This is a genomic window from Streptomyces viridifaciens (genome assembly GCF_001888885.2).
Lineage (GTDB): Bacteria > Actinomycetota > Actinomycetes > Streptomycetales > Streptomycetaceae > Kitasatospora > Kitasatospora aureofaciens.
Window position 1 is genome coordinate 454,411 of sequence record NZ_CP090841.1, and the last position, 22,588, is coordinate 476,998.

General features: G+C 74.8%; 22 protein-coding genes. 5 read left to right on the forward strand and 17 right to left on the reverse strand.

The window, feature by feature from the left end; genetic code table 11:
- Nucleotides 1-5 precede the first annotated feature (5 nt).
- The 7 genes from BOQ63_RS09540 to BOQ63_RS09570 all read right to left on the reverse strand — a co-directional run bounded on the left by BOQ63_RS09540 (nt 6) and on the right by BOQ63_RS09570 (nt 9,119).
- Nucleotides 6-611, reverse strand: coding sequence for a TIGR03086 family metal-binding protein (locus BOQ63_RS09540; protein WP_030289756.1), 606 nt, complete (start codon nt 609-611; stop codon nt 6-8).
- Nucleotides 612-751: 140 nt separating this feature from the next.
- Nucleotides 752-1,507 carry a 3-oxoacyl-ACP reductase family protein gene (locus tag BOQ63_RS09545; RefSeq protein WP_072654058.1) on the reverse strand — a complete coding sequence of 252 codons (756 nt, stop codon included), beginning with the start codon at nt 1,505-1,507 and terminating at the stop codon, nt 752-754.
- A gap of 453 nt (nt 1,508-1,960) precedes the next feature.
- Nucleotides 1,961-2,710 carry a LysM peptidoglycan-binding domain-containing protein gene (locus tag BOQ63_RS09550; protein WP_030289758.1) on the reverse strand — a complete coding sequence of 250 codons (750 nt, stop codon included), beginning with the start codon at nt 2,708-2,710 and terminating at the stop codon, nt 1,961-1,963.
- A 554-nt stretch (nt 2,711-3,264) separates the two neighbouring features.
- Entirely contained in the window at nt 3,265-3,933 is a 669-nt protein-coding gene (locus tag BOQ63_RS09555) for a response regulator transcription factor (RefSeq protein ID WP_030289759.1), read from the reverse strand.
- A gap of 100 nt (nt 3,934-4,033) precedes the next feature.
- Complete coding sequence (locus tag BOQ63_RS09560) at nt 4,034-5,701, reverse strand: sensor histidine kinase (protein WP_050366375.1); 1,668 nt, start codon at nt 5,699-5,701, stop codon at nt 4,034-4,036.
- A 36-nt stretch (nt 5,702-5,737) separates the two neighbouring features.
- Nucleotides 5,738-8,419, reverse strand: coding sequence for a SpoIIE family protein phosphatase (locus BOQ63_RS09565; RefSeq protein WP_150475780.1), 2,682 nt, complete (start codon nt 8,417-8,419; stop codon nt 5,738-5,740).
- A 133-nt stretch (nt 8,420-8,552) separates the two neighbouring features.
- Nucleotides 8,553-9,119, reverse strand: a complete 567-nt coding sequence (locus tag BOQ63_RS09570; RefSeq protein ID WP_030289762.1) for a Uma2 family endonuclease — start codon at nt 9,117-9,119, stop codon at nt 8,553-8,555.
- Nucleotides 9,120-9,267: 148 nt separating this feature from the next.
- On the opposite strand from BOQ63_RS09570, the gene BOQ63_RS09575 reads away from it, so the two are divergent.
- Together BOQ63_RS09575 and BOQ63_RS09580 are read left to right on the forward strand one after the other, a co-directional pair.
- Complete coding sequence (locus BOQ63_RS09575; RefSeq protein WP_030289763.1) at nt 9,268-10,563, forward strand: outer membrane protein assembly factor BamB family protein; 1,296 nt, start codon at nt 9,268-9,270, stop codon at nt 10,561-10,563.
- Between the two features lie 58 nt (nt 10,564-10,621).
- Nucleotides 10,622-11,257, forward strand: coding sequence for a nucleoside/nucleotide kinase family protein (locus tag BOQ63_RS09580; RefSeq protein ID WP_072654061.1), 636 nt, complete (start codon nt 10,622-10,624; stop codon nt 11,255-11,257).
- 44 nt (nt 11,258-11,301) lie between these two features.
- On the opposite strand, the gene BOQ63_RS09585 is transcribed toward BOQ63_RS09580, so the two are convergent.
- From BOQ63_RS09585 to BOQ63_RS09605, 5 genes are all read right to left on the reverse strand, one after another.
- Complete coding sequence (locus tag BOQ63_RS09585; protein ID WP_030289765.1) at nt 11,302-12,108, reverse strand: DNA-formamidopyrimidine glycosylase family protein; 807 nt, start codon at nt 12,106-12,108, stop codon at nt 11,302-11,304.
- Between the two features lie 51 nt (nt 12,109-12,159).
- Nucleotides 12,160-12,621: a universal stress protein gene (locus tag BOQ63_RS09590; RefSeq protein WP_030289766.1), complete on the reverse strand. Its 462-nt coding sequence runs from the start codon at nt 12,619-12,621 to the stop codon at nt 12,160-12,162.
- A 130-nt stretch (nt 12,622-12,751) separates the two neighbouring features.
- Entirely contained in the window at nt 12,752-13,711 is a 960-nt protein-coding gene (locus tag BOQ63_RS09595) for a zinc metalloprotease (protein WP_078867650.1), read from the reverse strand.
- Nucleotides 13,712-13,814: 103 nt separating this feature from the next.
- Nucleotides 13,815-14,492 (reverse strand): P-loop nucleotide/nucleoside kinase family protein, encoded by a 678-nt coding sequence (locus tag BOQ63_RS09600; RefSeq protein WP_030289768.1) that lies wholly within the window; start codon nt 14,490-14,492, stop codon nt 13,815-13,817.
- Between the two features lie 97 nt (nt 14,493-14,589).
- Nucleotides 14,590-15,516, reverse strand: coding sequence for an LLM class F420-dependent oxidoreductase (locus BOQ63_RS09605; RefSeq protein WP_030289769.1), 927 nt, complete (start codon nt 15,514-15,516; stop codon nt 14,590-14,592).
- Nucleotides 15,517-15,658: 142 nt separating this feature from the next.
- Here BOQ63_RS09605 and BOQ63_RS09610 point away from each other — a divergent pair, with 142 nt between their 5' ends.
- Nucleotides 15,659-16,009: a DUF6401 family natural product biosynthesis protein gene (locus tag BOQ63_RS09610; RefSeq protein WP_051747247.1), complete on the forward strand. Its 351-nt coding sequence runs from the start codon at nt 15,659-15,661 to the stop codon at nt 16,007-16,009.
- On the opposite strand, the gene BOQ63_RS09615 is transcribed toward BOQ63_RS09610, so the two are convergent.
- Nucleotides 15,946-16,272: a mechanosensitive ion channel family protein gene (locus BOQ63_RS09615; RefSeq protein WP_030289771.1), complete on the reverse strand. Its 327-nt coding sequence runs from the start codon at nt 16,270-16,272 to the stop codon at nt 15,946-15,948. The genes BOQ63_RS09610 and BOQ63_RS09615 overlap by 64 nt on opposite strands.
- Before the next feature lie 257 nt (nt 16,273-16,529).
- On the opposite strand from BOQ63_RS09615, the gene BOQ63_RS09620 reads away from it, so the two are divergent.
- Nucleotides 16,530-17,285, forward strand: coding sequence for an alpha/beta hydrolase (locus BOQ63_RS09620; RefSeq protein WP_223885883.1), 756 nt, complete (start codon nt 16,530-16,532; stop codon nt 17,283-17,285).
- A gap of 111 nt (nt 17,286-17,396) precedes the next feature.
- Here BOQ63_RS09620 and BOQ63_RS09625 read toward each other — a convergent pair whose 3' ends face one another.
- Together BOQ63_RS09625 and BOQ63_RS09630 are read right to left on the reverse strand one after the other, a co-directional pair.
- Entirely contained in the window at nt 17,397-18,380 is a 984-nt protein-coding gene (locus BOQ63_RS09625) for an ArsR/SmtB family transcription factor (RefSeq protein ID WP_030291009.1), read from the reverse strand.
- Nucleotides 18,381-18,536: 156 nt separating this feature from the next.
- A complete protein-coding gene (locus tag BOQ63_RS09630) occupies nt 18,537-19,127 on the reverse strand; it encodes an isochorismatase family protein (RefSeq protein WP_072654066.1) in 591 nt (196 codons plus the stop codon).
- 108 nt (nt 19,128-19,235) lie between these two features.
- Between BOQ63_RS09630 and BOQ63_RS09635 the strand changes: the two genes are divergently transcribed.
- Nucleotides 19,236-20,267, forward strand: coding sequence for a GlxA family transcriptional regulator (locus BOQ63_RS09635; RefSeq protein WP_046385849.1), 1,032 nt, complete (start codon nt 19,236-19,238; stop codon nt 20,265-20,267).
- A 54-nt stretch (nt 20,268-20,321) separates the two neighbouring features.
- Here BOQ63_RS09635 and BOQ63_RS09640 read toward each other — a convergent pair whose 3' ends face one another.
- Nucleotides 20,322-21,791, reverse strand: a complete 1,470-nt coding sequence (locus BOQ63_RS09640) for a sensor histidine kinase (protein ID WP_223885884.1) — start codon at nt 21,789-21,791, stop codon at nt 20,322-20,324.
- Entirely contained in the window at nt 21,788-22,540 is a 753-nt protein-coding gene (locus tag BOQ63_RS09645; protein WP_030290997.1) for a response regulator transcription factor, read from the reverse strand. The genes BOQ63_RS09640 and BOQ63_RS09645 overlap by 4 nt, the downstream gene beginning before the upstream one ends.
- Nucleotides 22,541-22,588: the final 48 nt, after the last annotated feature.

Genomic DNA, 22,588 nt, shown 5'->3' on the forward strand with positions numbered 1-22,588 from the left:
AACGGTCAGACTTCGACGGCCGCCCACGGGTCGCGGCCGAAGAACGCCGCCAGCCGGTCGTACACCGGGGCGTCCGCCGGCGCGGGGACCTCGGGGCCGAAGGCATGGTGCTCCGCCTCCTCCCCGCGGTACTCGGGCCTGAGGGCGCCGCGGGCCCAGTCGAGCGCCGCGAGCGCGACCTCGTGGTCCAGGCCCGCGGTCGACCGGCCGGTCGCGCGCGCCAGGTCCCAGGCGTGGACGGCGAATTCGGCGATCTGCTGGTCGACCGGGAAGCGCGCGGGCAGGATGGCGCCGCCGGGGGCCGGTGCCGTACCGGTGAGGTCCCCGGCGGCGCGCCAGGCCGTGACCAGCCGCTGTGCGCCGGCTTCGAAGGCGTGCAGCCAGTCCTCCTCCACCCGCTCGAAGGACTGCGACCGGTCCGGCTGTCCGCCCTCGGCCCGCACGGTGAACTGCCGCAGGTCGAACAGCAGGTGGCTGACCAGGTCGCCGACGTCCCAGGAGCGGCAGGGGGTCGGATGGCCGGCCAGCTCGACCCCGGTGCCGTCGATCAGGCCCGCGGTCTGGGCGAGCGCCCGCGCGAGCAGCTCGATCGGGTCGTCCACCGCGGTCATGGCACACCTCTCGGTCCGGGGGCGCACGGATCGTGCCGGGCGATCGTAAGCGCGAGCACCGACGACCGCCGGGCACGACACCCGGGCGCCCGGCACGACGCCGCCGTCCCCGGTCCGGCGTGCGGAGGCCCTTGGGGGTGTCAGGCGGCGAACCCGCCGTCCACCGACAGTTCCGCACCGGTGACGTACCGGCCGTCCTCGCCCGCCAGGTAGGAGACGGCGCCCGCCACCTCGTTCGCCGTGCCGTACCGGCCGAGGGCGACGAAACCGCGCTGGAAGTCGGCGGACGGGCCGTCGGCCGGGTTCATGTCGGTGTCGATCGGGCCCGGGTGGACCAGGTTGACGGTGATCCCGCGCGGGCCGAGCTCCCTGGCCAGCGCCTTGGTGAGGCCGATCAACGCGGCCTTGCTGGTCGCGTAGAGCGCGGCCCCGGGGAAGACGACCCGCTGGGCGATGCAACTGCCGATGCCGACGATCCGCCCGCCCTCGGTCAGGTGCTTCACCGCCGCCTGGGCGTACAGGTACGGCGCACGGACGTTCACCTCCAGCACCCGGTCGAGCTCCTCGATCGCGACCTCCTCGATGGCGCCGCCCGCGCCGACCCCCGCGTTGTTCACCAGGACGTCCAGCCGCCCGAACCGCTCGGCGACCGCGGCCACCGCGGCGTGCACCGCCTCGGGGTCGGCGCTGTCGGCGCGCACGGCCCAGCCGGTGCGCCCCATCGCGGTGATCTTCGCGACCACCTCCTCGGCCCGCTCGGCCGAGCCCTGGTAGGTCAGCGCCACGTCGGCGCCGTCCTCGGCCAGCCGCAGCGCGACCGCCGCCCCGATCCCCCGGCTGCCGCCGGTCACCAGGGCCACCTTGCTGTCGAGTCCCGCCGCACCGTTCGTCGTCATTCCTCAGACCTCCTCGTTCACGCGTTCCGCTCGCGGCCCCGGCCGGTGTTCCGGCCGGCGTTCCGCGCTCGGCGTGTGAGTCGATCCTGTTCCGGCCCTTGACGTCTCCGGCGGTATTCGGACGTTGCGTTCAACGTTCAACTACAACTCCGGAGACGCGCAGCGGTAGTACGACCCGACGGCCGGCTGGCCGGTCCAGTTGGGTCCGGCCGACGGATCGGCGCCCGCGTACTCGAACGGCAGCCCGACCGGCCGGCCCCCGTCCAGGAGCAGCAGGTGACGGCGGGCCCGGTACTCGAAGCCGGCCGCCCGCAGTGCGGCCAGGCGGTGAGCGCACTGTCACTGACCAGTCGGACCATCGGGCAACCCTACTGATGCAGGCCTTCGCCGAACGCGCCGAGCGGCCACCCCGCGCGGGGTGGCCGCTCGACCGCGCCGGAGCGCGGCGGGGCGTCAGACGGTCAGGGCCTGACCCGGGAAGATCAGGTCCGGGTTCCCGCCGATGGTGCGGACGTTCTTCCCGTACAGGCTGTCGGTGTCGACGCCGAACTTGGCGGCGATGCCGCTCAGCGTGTCACCGCTCCTGACGGTGTAGCTGCCGCCGGAGGTGTTCTTCTCCGCCGCGGGAGCCGACTGCACCGGCTTGGCCGACGGACGGCCCTGCGCGGCCTTCGGAGCCTGCGGCTTCGCCTTCGGGGCGGCCTTCCGGGGGGCCTCGGGGGCCTCCTTCGCGGCGCGCTTGACAGCCGGCGCGGCGGCGGCCGAGCCCTGGTCGGAGGAGCCGTCGACGGCGGCCGGGGCACCGCCCTTGCTCAGGCCCGCCTTCTTGGAGCAGACGGGCCAGGCACCCGGCCCCTGCGAGGCGAGCACCTTCTCGGCGACGGCGATCTGCTGCGCCCTGGTCGCCTGGTTGGCCTGGGGGGCGTACGCGGTCCCGCCGTACGCGGCCCAGGTGGAGGGGGTGAACTGCAGTCCGCCGTGGAAGCCGTTGCCGGTGCTGATGCTCCAGTTCCCGCCGCTCTCGCACTGGGCGACGGAGTCCCAGGTGGAGGAGGGTGCGGCGGAGGCCGAGGTGGCCGTGACGAGGCCGGCCACCGGCAGGGCCGCAACGGCGGCACCTGCGACGACCGCCATCCGCAGGCGGTTGCGCTTGCCGGTGGCGGTGGTGTCGGTGGCAGCGGCGGTCTCGTGACGGGAAGTCATGGATGTCCTCTCGACAAGCCCCGGGCGGGCAGGCGGAACCAGGCCCGGGACATGGGCCGGTCGGTCGCGCTCACCTCACTCGTCGGGCGGCCGGACACGTGTCGGACGTGCCGTGCCGCCCCGGTCACCTCCGCTCGCCGACGGCCTGTGGGAGCCGGCCTCGTCGGCGGGCACGGCCCTCGCGCCGGCGGTCAGTCGGCGGGCCGTGCGTCGGGGTGAACCCGGGTGGCGCTCGTTGCGCCGCCAAGAAAGCTAGGGGCATGTCCCGGGCGCAGCAAGCGATTCTTGGTCTTCGCAGGTCAGTTGACTGTTACCGGCGGTATCGATCAAGAAAGCGCGCCCGGTTCGACCGGATTTGACCGCATTTTGAAGATCTAACGATCAATTTCCGTGCCCGCGCTCACATCTGTCCATCCGTGAAGTCCCGCACACCATCGACCGTCAGCGACCGGATGTTGACGCGCCGTCACCTGACGTTCCGGAGTTCCCGATTCGAGGCGGCAGTTGAGTGGCATCCGCCACTGTGAACGCGATCCGTGTCGCCGCGAAGACTTTCAGTGACCGCTGTCGAGTTCCGCGTCCCGCGCCAGCAGCGCCGCCTGGACCCGGTTCTCGCAACCCAGCTTCGCCAGGATCCGGCTGACGTACGTCTTCACCGTCGCCTCGCTCATGTGGATCCGGGCCCCCGCGTCCGCGTTGGACAGACCCTCCCCGAGCAGTCCCAGCACCTCCAGCTCGCGGCCGGTGAGCACCTCCAGCCGGCGCCGGGCCTCCGCCCGGCGGGCGGTCGCCGAGGCGCTGCGCCCGGAGGCGAGCGAGTCGACGATGTGCCGGGTCGCGGCCGGGGAGAGGAAGGCGTTCCCGCCGGCCGCCGCCCGGACGGCCTGGATCAGCTCGTTCGGTGCGGTGTCCTTGAGCAGGAACCCGGCGCCGCCCTCGGTCACGGCGCGCAGGACGTTCTCGCGCTCCCCGAAGGTGGTGAGGATGATCGCCCGCGCGCCGGGTGCGACCCTCCCAAGCTCCCGGAGCGCCGTCAGTCCGTCCATCACCGGCATCTGGATGTCCAGCAGGACGACGTCCACCCGGTGAGCGCGGGCCAGGTCCAGCGCCTCCCGGCCGTCGGCGGCCTCCGCGACCACCTCGATGTCGTCGGCCGATCCGAGGATCATCCTGATCCCGGCCCGGATGAGCGGCTCGTCGTCGGCGACGAGGACTCGGATCACGCTGGTCATTCCCCTCGAACGGTGGTGCGACTGGGGCACCATCCTCACATCCCGGCCGCCCTGCCTTCCGCCCGGGCCGGAGCGGGCGACGTGGCGCGGGTCAGTCCTTGCTGAGGTACTCCACCTTCTCCACCAGCGTCCCGTCCCTGAAGCAGAACCGCGCCACGTGGTTGTCCGACCAGGAGTCGCCGGGCTCGCCCTTCGCCAGCGAGTACCAGCGGCAGTGCGAGCCCTCCGGCCTGGGCGGCCCGGCGTCCTGGTAGTCGGCGGTGAAGAAGTCGTTGCCGGGCGGCAGCCGGCGCAGCACCTCGGCCCGTGACTGGCCCGGCTGGATCCCGTCGTAGACCGACTGCCGCACCGTCGAGTCGCCGGCGCCCCGGACCAAGGCCACCACGCCCCAGGCCACCAGGGCCGCCACGACCAGCGTGACCGCGCCCACCCCGGCCGCGCAGCCAAGTGCGGGGCGCCGCCGCCGGCCGTCCGCCCCGTCCTCCGCCGACAGGCCGCCGAGCTCCCAGTCCTCCTCACCCGCCGGGGCGGCGGTGCCGTCGGTCTCCGCCCCCTCGTACGGGAGGACGGCCGCCAGCCGGAAGCCCTGCTCGGGAGTCGGCCCGGCGTGCACCATCCCGCCGACCAGGCGGGCGCGCTCCCGCAACCCGGTCAGCCCCTGTCCGCCGCTCACCACCGAGTTCACGCCGGGGTGCGCGCCGACGAGCGCCGGCGCGCGAGGGTTGGCGACCTCCACGACGAGCGCGTCCGGTTCGTAGCGGAGCGCGACCGCTATCGGCGCGCCGGGGGCGTGCTTGTGCGCGTTGGTGAGCGCCTCCTGGACGATCCGGTAGGCCGCGTGGTCGACCGCCGCCGCGAGCGGACGCCGCTCGCCCTCGGCGGAGAACGCCACCTCGGCCCCGGCCGTCCGGGAGGACTCCACCAGCCCCTCGACGCCGTCCACCCCGCCGCGGGGCGGCGCCGTGCCCGGTGCACCGACCGCCGGCGGCAGCGCCGTCGACTCGTCGTGCAGCACCCCGACCACCTCGCGCAGCTCGCGCATCGCCGCGACCGCCGCCTGCCGCAGCACCCCGACGGCCTCGCGCTGCCGGTCGCTGAGGGTGCGGTCCACCTCCAGCGCGCCCGAGTGCACGGAGATCAGCGCGAGCTGGTGGCCCAGGCTGTCGTGCATGTCCTGGGCGATCCGGTGCCGTTCGCGCAGCCGCGCCTGGTGGACCACCATCGCCCGCTCGCGCACCAGTTGGTCGTTGCGCTCCTGCAGCGCGTCCAGCAGCGCGCGGCGCTGCGCGCGGTAGCGGCTGTAGAGCGCGGGAAGGACGGCGAAGACCAGGAAGAGAGCGAGCGACAGTCCGATGATCAGCTTGGAAGAACCCGCCGCACCGTCCTTGAGCATCCCGAAGGTGGAGAACATCAGATAGCTCAGCACGAAGGCGCCGACCAGCCGCCACACCCGGCTGATCCGCGCCCCGGCCGCCCAGCCCGCGCCCGCCAGCAGCAGTACCGGTCCGATCGACCAGCCCGCGATCACCCCGGTCAGCACCAGCACGGTGGCCGGAAAGCCCTTGCGCAGCACCCACAGCACGGCGACCGCGAGCCCGAACGGCACCGCCAGATCGGTGCCGGCCACCAGCTCCAGCAGGCCGGCGACCACGCCCATCAGGACGGCCAGCAGGGCCTCGCCCACCACCCGCCGGGGCCGCCAGGGCCCCGGCAGCGCCGTCCGTACCGCCTTCGACCAGGCCCGTGCGATTGCTTCCACCGGTCGAGGCTAACCGGCCCGCCGGCCCGGCCGCGGTCACCCTTCGTCGCCGTCGACGCCGACGAAAGTCGCCGGGCCGCGGGCCCGCCCGGTGCCCTCGACCGCCGTGAGCAGCAGCGCGACGTCGTCCACCCGCCCGGTGGAGCCGACCTCGCGCAACAGCCGCTCGGCCAGCTCCTCCAGCTCCTCGCCCGCCCGGCCGCGCGCCAGCGCGGCCCGCAGCCGGTCCACCCCCTGGTCGATGGCCAGCTCCGGGTCCTCCACCAGACCGTCGGTGTAGAGGACGAGCAACGAACCCGGCCGCAGCCGAAGCTCGCTGACCGGGTACGCGGCCCGGTCGTCCACCCCCAGCAGCGGCCCACCCGGGACGTACAGCGCCTCGGCTCCCCCGTCCGGGTGGCGCAGCACCGGCGGCAGGTGTCCGGCCCGGCCGATCCGCACCGTGCCGTCCGCCGGGGTGAGACGGACCAGGCAGCAGCTGGCGAGCAGCCCGGGATCGAGGTCCAGCAGCAGCCGGTTGGTGCGGACGAGCACGCGGTCGGGCGGCTCTCCGCCGCTGGCGAAGGCACGGACGGCGCTGCGCAGCTGGCCCATCGCGGCGGCCGCGGCGACGCTGTGGCCCTCGACGTCGCCGATCACCAGGGTGAGGTCGGCGCCGGTGACGATCGCGTCGTACCAGTCCCCGCCGATCTCCATGCCCTGGGTGCCGGGCAGGTAGCGGGCGGCGGTCCGCAGGCCCGGCACCTGCGGCAGTCGGTGCGGCAGCAGGGCCTGCTGGAGGCCGCGGGCCAGGGCGAACTCGGCGTCGTACAGCCGGGCGCGCTCCAGCGCCTGGGCGATGAAGCCACCGAGGCCGGTGAGCAGCCCGCGCTCCTCCAGCGTGAAGGTGTGGGCGCGGTCGAAGCCCAGGATGCAGCTGCCGACCGGACGGCCGGAGGCGATCAGCGGCAGGAACGCCCAGGCGCCCATCTCGTCCAGGGCGAGGCCCGGGTAGGCGGCGGCGAGTTCGCGCACCGACTCGAAGAAGATGGGGGTGCCGGTGCTGAGCGTCTCGGCGCCGGGAACGCGGGCGTCGATCGGGGTGCCCTCGAAGCCGTCCAGGAAGCCGTCCGGGTATCCGGCCTGCAAGACCAGGTGCAGCCGCTGCTCGTGCACCCCGTAGATGGCGAGCTCCTGGCCGCCGAACGCCGGGAGGATCTCCTCGGCCACCGCCCGGCACACGTCGCGCACGGTGACGGCCTCGGTGAGCGCGCTGGCCAGCTGGAGGAGGTGGTGGGTGCTGCCCACGCCGCCCGTGCCGGTCGCGCTGCCCGTGCCGGTCGTGCTGCCCACACCGGTCGTGCTGCCCACGCCGCCCGCGCCGGGACCGGCCGGCGGCTCGGCCGGCCCCGGCGGGGACTCGGCGGCGACCACCCGGCCGGTGACGCCGTGCGCGTCGGGGAAGAGCGAGAAGGCGAGCCAGCCGTCCGGCGGGCGGGCGGCCAGGAAGGTGGTGGGCTGCTGGGAGAGCAGGGCGGCGCGGTAGCGGTTCTCGTAGAAGGGGTCGGCGAGCCAGGGCAGCACCTCCCACGGGTGGTGGCCGACCAGCTCCTCCCGGGTCGCCCGCAGCAGTGGCTCGGCGGCCCGGTTGACGTAACTGATCAGGCCGTCCGCGTCGAGCGAGAAGACGCCGTCGCGCAGCCGCTCCACGGCGGCCGCGGCGGCGGTCAGGGTGCGCACGTCCAGGACGGCGCCGACCAGGTGGGTCCCGCCCTCGGAAACCGCGCCGGGCACCCGGGCCCACAGCTCCACCGGGTACGGGCGCCCGGCCGGCCCGAGCACCCGCACCCTGGCCGCCAGCACCTCGCCGCGCTCCAGGGCGGTCCGGGCGGCGGCCCGGAACTCGGGCACGTCCCCGGGGGCGATCCGCCCGGTCAGACAGAACACCGTGCCGTCGAACTCGCCGGGCCCGAAGCCGAAGATCTCCCGGAACTGCACGTCCGCGGCCAGCGCCCCGGTGGCCACGTCCCAGTCGAACAGCCCGACCCGGGTGCTGGGCACCGACGGCGGCGGCAGCTCCACCACCGCGGCGTCACCCCCCGCCTCCACCGACTGCCCGGCCGCCGCCAGCTCGGAGAGCCCGGCGCCCAGCCGGGAGGCGACCGCCGACAGCTGCCCGCACTCCAGGGATGGCACGCCGTCGTCCGAGGCCGGCCACAGCACGCTCAGCACGCCGAACCGCTCCCCGCCGTGCCCCACCGGCACGTAGGCCGAGACGAAGTCGTAGGGCAGCCCGACCGCCAGCTGCGGGAAGCGCCGCATGGTCTCCTCGGCGTCGGCCAGGGTGACGCTCCGGCCGGTCCGGAAGCACACCGCGACCGGCAACGGCCCGGCGGCCGCGATCCGCCGGAACGGACTCATGATCGAGAGCGGCACCCCCGCGACGGTGCGCAGCACCAACGCCCGCCGGTCCCGCGACCGCAGGTACACCATCGCCGCGTACGCCCCGGTCGATCCCAGCACCCGCCGCACGGCCTCCGCCAACAGGGCGTCCCGCTCGTACACCACCTCGGGTGCATGCTCGTCCGGGAGCGCGTGCTCGTCCGGGAGCGCGTCCCCTTCCGCGAGCGCCCCCGACGCCGGTTCCGGAGCCGTTTCCAGGACCGGTTCCGAAGCCGTCTCCGGGGCCGCCCCGCGGACCGGCTCGGCGGCCCCGCCGGCCGCCTGCGGATGGCGCATGCTCCCTTGCTACGTCCGCCCCCGAACCCTGTCAAGGCGAGCCCCCGCCGCCCCTGGCCGCCCACCGGCCGCACCCGCACCGCCGCCATCCGCCCGGAACGCCTCGCGGCGGATCCCCCGGCTGGGTGGCGCACTACAGCTCGGTGAGGTCGACCTCCACCGGGTACGGCACCACGGCCTTCACCAGCCCGGTGAACAGCTCGTCCGTGCGGTAGGACCGGTCGGCGGCGTCCAGCACGTACGTGTGAACGACCGGCACCCGGCCCACCGCCTGCTCGACCCGCCAGTAGAAGGGGATGCCGGCCTTGGCGTACTGGTCGAGCTTGACCACCCGGTCGGTGGTCTCCGAGCCCGGCGAGACGACCTCGACAAGCAGCAGTACGTTGCTCGGTCTGGCCGGAGTCTCGTGGACGGCGTCCCTGCGGTAGACCACCACGTCGGGCCGACGGTTGTTGAGCGGCACGTCCTGCAGCCGCACGTCGAAGTCGGTGTCGGCGTTCCAGTCCTCACCGCCCGCCTGGTCCAGGGCGTTCGCCAGGTACCGCGCGAGCCGGTTGTGGAGAATCGAGGCGCTCGGACTCGCGACCACCATCCCGTCGACGATCTCTACGCCCGCACACAGTTCTTCAGTCCAGGAGTCGTACTCCTCACTGGTGATCTGCCGGTGCATCCACTCGGGTGCGATCATCTCGGCCGTCACGGCGTACCTCCCCGGTTTCCTGCGCGGGCCCGTGCTGCGCCACAGCCTCGTACGTCCACCGCCGGGACTTGGGATGGTTCGGGGACCGTTCGATATCCTCCGGGCGAGTGGTGGCGCCGAGGCCGCCGGGGGTGGGAGCGAGGACCGCATGAAGTCGTCCGAGGGGCCGGTGCAGGAGGCTTCCTGGCAGTGGGACGGGGAGGCGGACGACGCGGCCGGGGCGCCCGGGGACGTGATCGGCGGGGGCGGGGACGGTCCCCGGTTGAGCAGGCGCGGGTTGCTGGTCGGGGCCGGGGCGCTAACCCTGGGCGGCGCGGCGTGGGCGGTCACCGGCGCGCAGGGCGGCGGGCCGGCACCGCGACCGCGGCCGACCTCCGTCGCGGGGCCGACGCCGCTGTGGACGTACCGGGGGCCGGAGGCGATGACCCCGGAACGGCTGATGGTGCCGCCGGACCGGCCGGTGTCCCTGTCGAGGGCCGGTCTGCAGGTCCTGGACCCGGCCGACGGCGGCCCGAAGCGGCTGCTGAGCTTCGACCCGCCGCCGCCCAAGGACTGGCCGAGCGACCTCGAACGCCCCGCCGGGAACGTCGCGGTCCAGCGCGACTACCTCTACACCTCCGCCTCCCGGGGCCACCTGGACGCCCATCACCTCACCGACCCGGCCGCCGACTGGAGCCTGCCGCTGCCCGACGACCTCCAGGGCGGGCTCCAGCTCACCGCCGTGGACGCCGGCGTCCTCTACGGCTGTGTGCTGGGCTGGCCCCGCGCGGACAGCACCGTGCCGAGCAGCCGGCTCTTCGCCGTGCGGTTGGAGGAGCGGTCCCTGCTGTGGTCGGTCGCGGTCGACCGGCAGGAGCGGCCGGTCGCCCACGAGCACCTCGGCAACCAGCTGGCCTGTGTGCGGTCCCTCGGCACCGGCTCCGAGCTGGTGGTCCGGGACTCCGCCACCGGCCGTGAGCTGTGGACCGCCCCGGGCGGCGGGGACCTGAGCTGGTGCACCGCCGTCGGGCGGAGCTTCCTCGTCCCGGACGGCAGCGGCGGTGTGCGCCTGCTGGGCGCGGACGGGAAGCCGGGCTGGACCCGCTCCCCCGCCCGGGGCGAGTCCTGGCGGGCGCTGCCGCCCGTCCCGGACGCCGTCCGGGTGTTGGTCCCGCGCGACGACGGCGTCGTCACCTGCCTGGAGACGGTCAACGGCCGGGTGCTGTGGTCCTGCAAGCTGCCGTTCCTGCTGGACCTCCGCAGCCGTCCGCTGCTCCACGAGGGCACGCTGTACGTTCCGGGCCCGGCGGCGGGCGGGGTCGGCGCGATCCACGCCGCGACCGGCGTCCTGGGGTGGACCTTCCGCGATTCCGGCCCCGGCCGGGACGTCTGGAGCCTCGCCTCCGACGGGGAGCGGCTCTACGCGGGCCACGACGAGGTCCTGCACGCCCTCCCGTTGACCTGAATCGCCCCGACCCGACCCGACTCGCCTTCGGCGACCCGACGAACGGCAGGATGACCTGGTGCAGGTACGCCCGATCTCCCCCGACAGGCTGGCCGAGCTGCTCGCCGACCGGATCACCGCGCTGCCCGGCTCCGGCGAGCGGTGGCTGCGGGTGGCCGTGGACGGCGCCGGGGCCGCCCGGCCCGATCTGCTCGCGGACGCCCTGGTGGAACCGCTGAGGCTGCGCGGCCGCCCCGCGCTGCGGGTGTCGGCGGTGGACTTCCTGCGCCCGGCCTCGATCCGGCTGGAGTACGGCCACCGGGACGCGGACGCCTTCCACGACCTCTGGCTGGACGACGGCGCTCTGCTGCGCGAGGTGCTGGACCCCCTGGAGCCCGGGGGCAGCGGCCGGGTGCTGCCCTCGCTCCGCGACCCGGCCACCGACCGCTCGACCCGCGCCGCGTACGTTCAACTCCCGCCCGGGGGCGTGTTGTTGCTGGACGGCGCACTGCTGCTCGGCCGCTGGCTGCCACTGGAGCTGACCGTCCATCTGGCGCTCACCCCGGCCGCGTTGGCCCGCCGCACCCCGGCCGATCAGCAGTGGACGCTGCCCGCCTTCGCCCGCTACGAGGCGGAGACCGGGCCGACCGAGGCCGCCGACGTCGTCGTCCGGGTGGACGACCTGCGGCACCCGGCCCTGGTCGAGCGCCCGTAGGGCCTGACCAGCCGATGCCGGCGGGCCCGGCAAGGAGCCGCCGGTCAGCCCCTGCCCACCGGGGCCGGTCCGCGCTGGCAGTACGGGCACCAGAACACCGCCCGGTCGCGCGGGGCTTCGCCCTGGCGCCCGGTCAGGACGGGCGTGACGCAGCGCGGGCAGGGCCGTCCGGCCCGGCCGTAGACCCAGTGGCGGTAGCCGGGCCGGGTGTCGCCGGTGGTGATGTGGCCGGGGCGCAGCTTGTTGGCCTCCAGCATCTGCCGGGCGCGCTCCACCAGCCGGTCGGGGTGCGGGACTTCGCCGATCTCGGTCCACGGGGTCACCCCCGCCACGAAGCACAGTTCGTTGGCGTAGACGTTGCCGATGCCGGCCAGGTTGCGCTGGTCGAGCAGGGCCTCGGCGAGCGGCCGGGCGGGGCGGGCGAGGAGCCGGCGGACGGCCTCGACCGGGTCCCAGTCGGAGCCGAGCAGGTCCGGGCCGAGGTGGCCGACGGCCCGCCCCTCGTCGGCGGTGCGCAGCAGTTCGACGACCGGGAGGCGGTAGCCGACGGCGGTGCCGTGCTCGGTGCCGAGGAGGGCGCGGATCTGCCAGGCGGGGCCCCCGCTCCAGCGTTCTCCGGGCCGGTAGACCTCCCAGCGGCCGTCCATCCGCAGATGGGTGTGCAGGGTGAGGCCGCCTTCGAGGCGGGTGAGCAGGTGCTTGCCGCGCGGGCGGACCTCCAGCACCCGGCGCCCGGCGAGTGCGGCGGTCGCGTACGCGGGCACCCGCAGTTCGGCGCTGGTCAGCAGCTGTCCGGCGAGGGCGTCGTGCAGCCGGGCCGCCACGCGGTAGACGGAGTCACCTTCTGGCATGACTCCATTCTGGTCCGCGTGGCGGCCCGGCGCGGCCCCGCCCCGGTGGCGCTACGGAGCGTGGGCACCGCCCTCGACGTGGCCCTCGCGCACCACGACGACCGGGCACGGGGCGTGCTCGGTGACGTGGCGGCTGACCGAGCCGAGCAGCACGCCGGAGAAGCCGCCGCGGCCGCGGCTGCCGACGACCAGCACCGCGGCGCCCTTGGCGGCCTGCAGCAGGGCGCCCGCCGCGTTGCCGGGCACCACGCCCTCCCTGATCGGCACGCCCGCGTCCTGGCCGATCACCTTGGCGACACTCTCGGTGAGGGTCTTTCCGGCGAGTTCCTCCGGGTTGTAGGCCTCGGGCGGCACGGTCGTGCCGCCCCAGCCGTAGAAGGCCGGGTACTCCCAGGCGGTGACCGCGTCGACGGTCCCGCCGACGGCCCTGGCGTAGTCGACCGCCCAGCGCAGCGCCTCCTCCGAGGCGGGCGAGCCGTCCACACCGACGACGATCCGGGGGGTGTCACTCATGCCGTGTCTCCTTCGGTTGCTCCTGCTCGGTCCCAACGCGCCCAACATAGATCAAATCGGACAAACGGCCCCCGGTTGCCGCGCCGGGCCCGGCATTCCGGGCCCTGGCCCCCGACGGCCGCTGGCCGACTCAACGGCGGTAGGCCGTCCAGGAGTTGGACATCAGCTGGACCTGGCCCGGGGTGAACCGGGTCATGCAGGAGTCGTAGCTGTAGTCCATGAAGTTGTGGATCGGGTCGAGTCCGCCGCCCGGGCAGCTGTGGCGGCCCTCGGGGCAGCCGTAGGCGGGGGTGCGCTCGGGCGGGGTGTCGTCCACGTAGTCGCCCGGGGGCAGGCAGCCGCCCTGGAAGGTGTGGAAGAGCCCGAGCCAGTGGCCGATCTCGTGGGTGGCGGTGTTGCCCTCGTTGTAGTGGGTGGCGGGGCCGCCGGGCAGCGAGTCGTCCAGGATGACCACGCCGTCGTCGGTCGGGTGGGAGCGGTAGGCGTCGGGGAAGGCCGACCAGCCGAGCAGGGACTCGCCGAGGTGGGCGGTGTACAGGTTGAGGGTGCCCTGGTCGCCCTTGCGCAGGGCGCTCTTCATCGCCTGTTCCGCGGTGGAGCCGGGCGTCATGCCGGTGTACCAGGCGGCGTTGTCGGTCCAGTCGGTGCCGGCCAGCACGAAGTGGAACGGGGTCGGCGTGTTGCCCTCGCCCTGGCCTCCGTAGGTCGCGTTCAGGTGGTCGATCTGGGCGGCGACGACGCCCTCGTCCAGCCGGCCGGTGTCCCCGGCGTGGATCACGTGGACGTACACCGGGATGCCGGTCGGCGCGGCGGCCAGCGGGACGTGGGCGGGGCCGAGCTCGGCGAGCCGGTCGGCCAGGTCCGCCTGCATGGCCCGGGCCTCGCCGGCGCTCACCGCGTTCGGGTCCCCGCCCGGCCGGCTGCCGGCCGGCCTGCGGGCCGCGGCGTCGGCGCCCCCGCAGACGGCCGCCGCCACCGCGCGGTGCGGGGCCGGCGCCGCGAACTGGCTCAGACCGGCGGCGGCGACCAGCGCGGCGGCGCAGGGGAAAAGGCGGGGGGCACGCGAGCGCACCCGGGCAGTACGGCGCATCAGCGCTCCTGAGGGGGAGTTGACGGGGCTTCGACCGCTCATCGGGCCCGCCAGCCGCCCACCGGCGACCGGCGCCCGGGGCCCGGCGCGGACCCGCACGAGACTACGACGCGGAGAAGTCGATCTCCCGCAGGGCGCGCGCGGCACCCCGGTCGAGTACCACGGCCGACGCACAGCCGGCCGGCGCCCGCCCGGCCCCGAGCAGCAGCAGCCGCAGCCGGGCGACCGCGCGCCGGTGCCGGGCGAAGGCGTAGCGCGAGACCCGCCGCCCGCGCCGCCGCTGCCCTGCCATGGCCTCGGCCGGGTCGGCGTCCAGCAGCAGCAGGTGCACCCGGCGGCCCTGCCGCTCGGCGGCCCGGGTGAGCCAGGCCCGGACGAAGGGCAGCGTGCCGCAGTCGTGCACCGCGAGCGGACCGCCGTCCAGCACGGCCCGGCGCAGCCGCCGGTAGTGGGCGAGCCGGACCAGCGGGCGGTAGAGCGCGTACGGGAGCCGGCCGGGCAGCCGGGCCGCGTACTCCTGGCGGACAAGTTGGGAGTCGACCAGCGGGGCGCGGACGCAGCGGCGCATCAGGGTGCTCTTGCCGCTGCCGGGCAGGCCGGTGACGACCAGCAGGTCCCCGGCGGGGTAGTGCAGGGCGGCCGGGCCGGGGCCGCTCAGCTCGTGCACGCCGCCGCGGACCACCCGGGCGCCGGTACCGCGGCCGTCGACGGTCCGGCTGTCGACGGTGCGGGGCGGCGGCACCAGTGGCACCGCCGCCCGCGATGTTCGTACGCCCGTCACCGACCCCTCCCCGCTGTTCCCGTCCCTGGAGCATGGCGCATTCCCAAGAACGAGTAAAGGCCCGTGGTCAGGGCGGGTGCACGGAACCCCGGGCTCGCTAGCCCAGCTGCGGGGCGACCCGGGAGGCGACCAGCTCCAGGTGGTCGAGGTCACCCAGGTCCAGCACCTGGAGGTAGACCCGCTGGCTGCCCGCCGCCGCGTACCGGCCGATCTTCTCCACGACCTCGTCCGGGGTGCCGGCCAGGCCGTTCTCCTTCAGCTCGTCCACCTCACGGCCGATCGCGGCGGCCCGGCGGGCCACCTCGGCGTCGTCCCGGCCGACGCAGAGCACCAGGGCGTTGGAGTACACCAGGTCGTCGGCCGATCGGCCGGCCTGCTCGACGGCGGCCCGGACCCGGGCGAACTGGGCGACGGTGTCGTCCAGCGAGGCGAACGGCAGGTTGAACTCGTCGGCGAAGCGGGCGGCCAGCGCCGGGGTGCGCTTCGGCCCCAGACCGCCGACCAGCACCGGGATGCGCTCCTGAACGGGCTTGGGCAGCGCGGGCGAATCGGTGAGCGTGTAGTACTTCCCGGCGAAGTCGAAGGTGTCGCCGAGCTTGGTCCGCCACAGCCCGGTGATGATCTCCAGCTGCTCCTCCAACCGCCCGAACTTCTCCTTGGGGAAGGGGATGCCGTAGGCGGTGTGCTCGGCCTTGTACCAGCCGGCCCCGAGCCCGAACTCGACCCGTCCGCCGCTCATCGCGTCGACCTGGGCGACCTGGATCGCGGTGACGCCCGGCAGCCGGAAGGTGCCGGCGGTCATCAGGGTGCCGAGGCGGATGGTGCTGGTGTCGCGGGCGAGCCCGGCCAGGGTGATCCAGGCGTCGGTGGGGCCGGGCAGGCCGTCAACGTCACCCATCTTCAGGTAGTGGTCGGAACGGAAGAAGGCGCTGAAGACGCCGAGCTCCTCGGCGGTGCGGGCGACCCGCAGGAGGGTGTCGTAGCTCGCGCCCTGCTGGGGCTCGGTGAAGATGCGAAGATCCATGGGGACCATTCTGGTACAGACCACCCGATCGGGAACGCAGGGAACCGGCCATGCCACGGAACGTCCCGAAGGTGGCCAAGGTCTCAGCACGGAACCGTCACGGCCCGGCCTGCCCGCTCGGCGGCTCGCCTACCGTGGACGGATGTTCGCGACCCCCGACGAGTCCTACCGACCCTCCCCCGACGAGCCGGCCGGCTGCCCGCTGCCCGGCATCGTGGCCGCCTTCACACCCCGGCTGGCCGAGTTCGCCTTCGAGCCCGGTTTCGTCGCGGCGGTCGACCAGCACGCGGCGATGCTGCGCGAACTGCTGTACGCGCAGGGGCCGGAGCTGGCGCCCCGGCCCCTGGACCGCGAGGAACTGTCGGACTACGCGCTGGGCTTCCTGGACGCGCTCACCGAGATCGGCTGGCGGGAGCCGGTCGGCTACGACTACGCCGTCACCCGGCTGACCGCGATCTGCTGGCTGGTGCGCGAGCAGGGCCGGATCGTGTAGTAGACGATCTTGCAGATGATGCCGGTCATGTCGTACTTCGAGCCGCTCAGGTAACGGGCCATCCCGGCCCGCTCGGCGACCCGCTCGGACCCGAGCCGGCGCAGCACCCGGTCCAGGACCCCGGCGATCGCCTTGGCCACGATCCAGCCGATGGCCAGGATCACCAGGAAGGCTATGAACTGCGGAATCACCTTGGCGATCTTGGACCAGGCCTGGGTGAAACCCGGCCCGAAGTCGACGGAGAGGGCGAGCTGCTGAGCCACGGAGTCCTCCACTCGGTGACACGGCGCCGGAACGGCGCGGTCGACCCCCCACCCTTCGTGGATAGCAGCACCCCGCCCCGCCCGCGCGCGCCCGGTCGGCCGGATGGTTCCCTCGGGTGAAGACCCCGGCCGTACGCCCGCGTACAGTGGCGGTCCGGGCCGGGGTTCGCCGCGGGGTGGCCGGTTGCGGGTCGCCGGTTGCGGGTTGCAGGTCTCGTGGGACGGGGTTACGAGTGATGGAGCTGGACGGTGGAGAGGTGATCGGAAGCAGTACGGGCGCGCCCGCCCACCACGCACTGCGCTGGCGGGTACGTCCCTCGGCGGTCCGGGCCGCCGTCCTCGTCCTCCACGGCGGCGAGGAGCACAACCTCGCCCGGCCCCGCCCGCTCAACCTCCCGCTGCTGCGCATGCACGGCTTCCTGCGCGCGCTGACCAGGGCGACGGCGGGCACCGACATCGCCCTCGGAACCGTCCGCTACCGCCACCGCGGCTGGAACGGCGCCCGTGCCGACGCCGCCCAGGACGCCCTCACCGCACTCGACGAACTCGCCGCGAACCTCGGCCCGGTGCCCACCGTGCTGGTCGGCCACTCCATGGGCGGCCGCGCCGCCCTGCGGGCCGGCGGCCACCCGGCCGTCACCGGCCTGGTCGCCCTCGCCCCCTGGTGCCCCGCCGAGGACCCCTGCGACCACCTCGCCGGACGCGACGTCCTGCTCCTGCACGGCGACCGCGACACCGTCACCCCACCCGCCGACACCCGCGCCTTCGCCGCCCGCAGCCGCGCCGCCGGCGCCCGCGTCTGCGGATACACCGTCACCGGCAGCGGCCACGCCATGCTCCAGCGCATCCCCGACTGGCACCGCGCCACCACCCGCCTCACCGCCGCCCTCCTCGGCCTCCACCCCCTCCCCGCCGAAGCCGCCTCCGCCCTCGCCCTCCCACCCACCTCCCCCGAAGCCCTCACCCTCCCCCTCCCCCGTCAACCCCGCCCCACCCTCGCCGCACCCGCCTGACGCCCCAGCGCAAGGCCGGTACCGGCGCGGTCGCCGCAGACGCACCCCCACCTCGGCCAACCCGCCCCACCCGGACAGTCCGGAGCGGTCGCCGCAGGCGCGCCGGGTCTGTCATTCGGCGGGTGGGGTGGGGAGGTGGCCGGCGAGGAGGGCTTGGCCGAGGGGGGTGGGGCGGTGGGTGACGGTGCGGCCGGTGCGGTCCTTGGTGGTGAGGCCGGAGTCGGCGAGGACGGTGGCGTGTTCGCTGGCGGAGGCCGTGGAGATGTCGACGTGGGTGGCCAGGTCCTTGGTGGAGCAGGGGCCGTGGGTGGCGATGGCCTCCAGGGCGGCGGCGCGGGTCTGGCCGAGCAGGGCGGTGAGGGTACGGCTGGGGGTGGGTTCGGTCTCGGGCTGCAAGGGACCGCTGATCCTCGCCGGGTAGAGGAGGACGGGCTGCTGGTGCGGGTCCTCGAAGCGGGCGATGACAGGGCGGCGGGGGCCGAACACGCAGGGCTGGAGCAGGAGTCCGCGGCCGTCCAGCCGGACGTCGCGCCGGCACCCGCTCGAGAGCGGGAAGCTGAGCACCGGGCGGCGCCAGGCCAGGGCGGGGTGCAGCGAGCCGAGGACCTGGTCCGGTTCGGCGATCCGGCGGCGGCGGCCGTGCTCGGTGGTGACGATGGTCTCGATCTGTCGCCGGTAGGGGTCGATGGCGCGGGTCTGGTAGTCCGCGGTGACGTTGCCGAGGAGCTTCCTGGCCCGCTGGTCGCCCGCTGCCACGCCGCGCGCGAAGGCGCTCAACTCCCGTTCCCCGCCGACGGATAGCAGGTGGTCGCGGAGCGGTTCCTCGGGTGTCCCGGCGGTGGCGCTCTCAGTGGCACCCGGGTCCCGGCGGACGGTGAGGAACTCCGGGATCGCCGAGCGGGTGTAGAGGTCGAAGAGCAGTGCGGTGCGCGGGTTCCAGGACGCCCGCAGCCGGTTGCGCCAGACCTGGAAGCGCGGATCGCAGCGGCCACTGACCAGGGCGTGGACGCTGAGGGACAACTCCATCGACATGTCGGGGCGCTCGGCGACCCGGACGCGGTCCAGGTCGTCCGTACCGAAGTGGATTCGCAGCACGGACGCGATCGTCACCCGCGGGCGCCCGGTCCGCAAACTCTTCGGCGAGAACCGAATCCATGGCGGAGCGGGCCGGGCGCGGTGAGACTCGTCGGACCGGCGGCGGGTCCGGGTGACGGACCGGACCCGCCGCCGAGGGCGGGCCCGGCGGCGGGTTCAGCCGAGGTCGGCGGCCGACTCCGCCACCACGCCGTAGAGGTCCCCGACCGTGGCGAGCGCGCCCCGGTGGATCTGGGCGGCGGTGAGCTCCGTGGCGCCGGACCGCAGCGGCCGGGTGGCGCAGGCGTCGGCGACGACGGTGGGGCGGTTGCCGCGCAGGAAGGCGCCGGCGGTGGTGAAGGCGACGCACATGTGGGTCATGAACCCGGCGATGACGACGTCCTGGTGGCCGGCCACGTCCACCAGCGTGCCCAGGTCGGTGCCGACGAAGGCGTCCGGGGCCTGCTTGACGACCACCCGCTCGCCCTCGACGGGGGCGACGTCCGGGTGGATCTGCCCGATCTCGGCGCGGACGTCGTACGGGGTGCCCGGGCCGCCGTCGTTGATGACGTGGATGACGGTGGCGCCGGCCGACCGGGCGCGGGCGAGCAGCGCGGCGGCCGCGTCGAGGGCCTCACGCCAGCCGGTCAGCTCCATGACGCCGCGGGTGTAGGTGTTCTGGTAGTCGATCAGGACGAGGGTCGCGGCGCCGAGCACGGCGGGCTTGTCGTCGAGGCCGTTGAGGGTGCGCAGGGTGGTGGTGGGCATGGCTGTACCGCTTTCGTCGCCTGGAGGGGTTCTTCGCAGGTCACGCCGGGTGCGGCCTGCCCATGGAACGCTACGGGCGGACTCGGCATGGCGGCAATGCCGTCTAACATGCAGAATCCGACATCGAGGGAGCAGCGCGTGGAGAAGCGGCTGATCGTCGTCGTCCTGTTCGAGGGCGTCGACCTGCTGGACGTCACCGGACCGCCGGAGGTGTTCTCGCTGGTCCGGCGGGAGACCGCCGACGCGGCCGGCTACCGGGTGGTGCTGGCCGCCGCGACCACCGATCCGGTCACCACGGCCGCCGGGGTGCGGATCCTGCCCGATCTGACCTTCGATCAGGCGGCCGCCGCGGGCGGCATCGACACCCTGCTGGTGCCCGGGGCCGTGGAGGCCGACGGCGGACGGGTCCGGGCGCTCACCGACCCGGCGGTGGTCGACCACGTCCGCACCCTGGCCGCCCGGGCCCGCCGGGTCGCCTCGGTCTGCGTCGGCGCCCACCTGCTGGCGGCCGCCGGGCTGCTGGACGGCAAGCGGGCCACCACCCACTGGTCGACCGCGGGCCAACTCGCCGCCGAGTACCCGCAGATCGAGGTGGACGCCGACCCGATCTTCATCCGCGAGGGCGAGGTGTGGACGGGTGCGGGCATCAGCGCCTGCCTGGACCTCTCGCTCGCTCTGGTCGCCGAGGACTTCGGCGAGGAACTCGCCCTGCGGGTCGCCCGCCAGTTGGTGATGTACCTCAAACGTCCCAGCGGCCAGAGCCAGTTCAGCGTCCCGCTGGAGCCCGTCTCCACCACCCGGCGGATCGAGGAGCTGCGCCACCACATCCTGCGCAACCTCTCCGACCGGCTCACCGTGCCGGACCTCGCGGCCCACGCCCACGTCAGCGAACGGCAGTTGGTGCGGATCTTCAAGGCCGAACTGGGTACCACCCCGAGTGCCTACGTCGAGTCGGCCCGGGTCGAACTCGCCCGGCACCGGCTGGAGTCGGGCGACGACACCCTCGAACGCATCGCCACCGCCTGCGGGTTCGGCACGACGGACACCATGGTGCGCGCCTTCCGCCGCCGCCTGGACACCACGCCGACGGACTACCGCCGGCGCTTCCGCACGTCCACGCCCCCGCCGGCCGGACGCTGAGCGCCCACGACGTCACGCCCCCGCCGGCCGCCGAACGGTGAACGACCTGCGGCGTCACGCCCCCGCCAGCCGAACGGTGAACGAGGTACGGCCGGGCCGGCTGGCCGCCTCGACCGTGCCGCCGTGCGCCTGGACCACGGCCCGGACGATGGCCAGGCCCAGCCCGGTCGAGCCGGTGGCCCGGGAGCGGGCGCGATCGCCGCGGACGAAGCGCTCGAAGACCCGCTCCAGCAGCTCCGCCGAAATCCCGGGCCCTTCGTCGGTGACGCTCAACTCCACGCCTTCGACGGTGAGTTCGAGTCGCAGCTCGACCGCCGTACCGGCCGGGGTGTGGGTGCGGGCGTTGGCCAGCAGGTTGGCCACCACCTGGCTCAGCCGGTGCTCGTCCCCACGCACCAACACCGGCTCCTCCGGCAGCACCAGGCGCCAGCGGTGGTCCGGGCCGGCCGCCCGGGCGTCGGCCACGGCGCCCAGCACGATCCGGGTGAGGTCCACCTCGTCCTCGGCCAACGGACGCCCGGCGTCCAGCCGGGCGAGCAGCAGCAGGTCCTCGACGATCGCGCCCATCCGCAGCGCCTCGGCGTCGATCCGCTCCAGCGAGTGCCGCACCTCGCCCGGCACCTCGCCGGGGTGGCGCAGCGCAAGCTCGGCGTGGCCGCGGACGGCCGCGACCGGGGTGCGCAGCTCGTGGCTGGCGTCGGCGGCGAACCCGCGCAGCCGCTCCTCCACCGCGTGGCGGCGGGCCAGCGCGTCGCCGACGTGGCCGAGCATCCGGTTGAGCGCCGCGCCGACCCGGCCCACCTCGGTGCGCGGGTCGTCGTCCGGCACCCGCTCGGCGAGCATCACCTCGCCGCTGGCCAGCGGCAGCGCGCTCACCCGCTCGGCCATGCCCACCACCCGCCGCAGCGGGCGCAGCGAGAAGCCGACCCAGACCGCCCCGGCGGCGCCGGCCGCGGTGGCGGCGATCGCGAAGACGGTCAGCTCCAGGGTCTCCAACCGCTCCACGGTGTCCTCGGCGGACTTCACCGGCAGCCCGCTGACCAGCACGTCGCCGTCCCGACCTGACACCGCCCGGACCCGGTAGTGGCCGAGCGGGCCGCCGAGGTCGAGGGTGCGGGCCGGTCCGCCGACCGGCAGGGCGGCCAGGGCGCGCTGCCGGTCGGGCGGGAAGGAGACCCGGTCGTCCTCGTCGCCGGGGGTGTCCACGTCGTCGGCGTCGCCGTCGACCACCCCGGCGGCGGTCACCCGGCCGTCCACCAGCCGCACGCCCAGGGTGCCGGGGGTCTGGGCCCGGGTGTCCGGGCCGACGCCGGAGCCGGTGTGCTCCAGGCTGGCGGCGTAGCGGCCGCCGGCCTCGGCGAGCTGCTGGTCGAGCCGGTCGACCAGGAAGTGGCGCAGGGCCGCGGCGGTGGCGAAGCCGACGGCGGCGCAGGTGACCACCAGCAGCACCAGCAGGCCGGCGATCAGCCGGGCGCGCAGGGTGCGGGGCAGCAGCCTCCGCAGGAGGTTCGCGGTCCGGCTCACGGCGCGGCCTTGATCAGGTAGCCCGCGCCGCGCACGGTGTGGATCATCGGGCTGCGGCCGGCGTCCAGCTTCTTGCGCAGGTAGCTGATGTACAGCTCCACGATGTGCGCCTGCCCGCCGAAGTCGTACGACCAGACCGCTTCCAGGATCTGCGCCTTGCTGAGCACCTGTCGGGGGTGGCGCATCAGGTGGGCGAGCAGCGCGTACTCGGTCGGGCTGAGCTCGATGGTCTCGCCGTCGCGGGTCACCTCGCGGGCCCGGTCGTCGAGGACGAGGTCGCCGAGCACCAGGGCGTGCGCGGGCGGCCGGGCCGGACCGGTCGCCGGGGCGGCCCGGCGCAGCAGCCCGCGCAGCCGGACCACCACCTCGGCCAGGCTGAACGGCTTGGTCACGTAGTCGTCGCCGCCCGCCGCGATGCCCGCGATCCGCTCCTCGACGGCGTCCCGGGCGGTGAGGAAGAGCACCCGCACCTCGGGCTGCTCGGCGTGCACCCGGCGCAGCACCTCCAGGCCGTCGAGGTCGGGCAGCATGACGTCCAGCACGACGGCGTGCGGGCGCCACTGCGCCGCCTCCCGGACGGCCTCCAGGCCGGTGGTCACGCCGCGGGCCTGCCAGCCCTCGTAGCGGACGGCGCCGCAGACCACCTCCACCAGGTCCGGTTCGTCGTCGACGACCAGGACGCGCCAGTCGGGGCGGGCGTCGGGGTGCCGGTCGGGTTGCCGGTCCGAGCAGCCGTCGGTGTCGTCCATGGTGCTCCCTCGGTTCGGCGGTGGACGGCTGGAGTGGCCGGCGTTCAT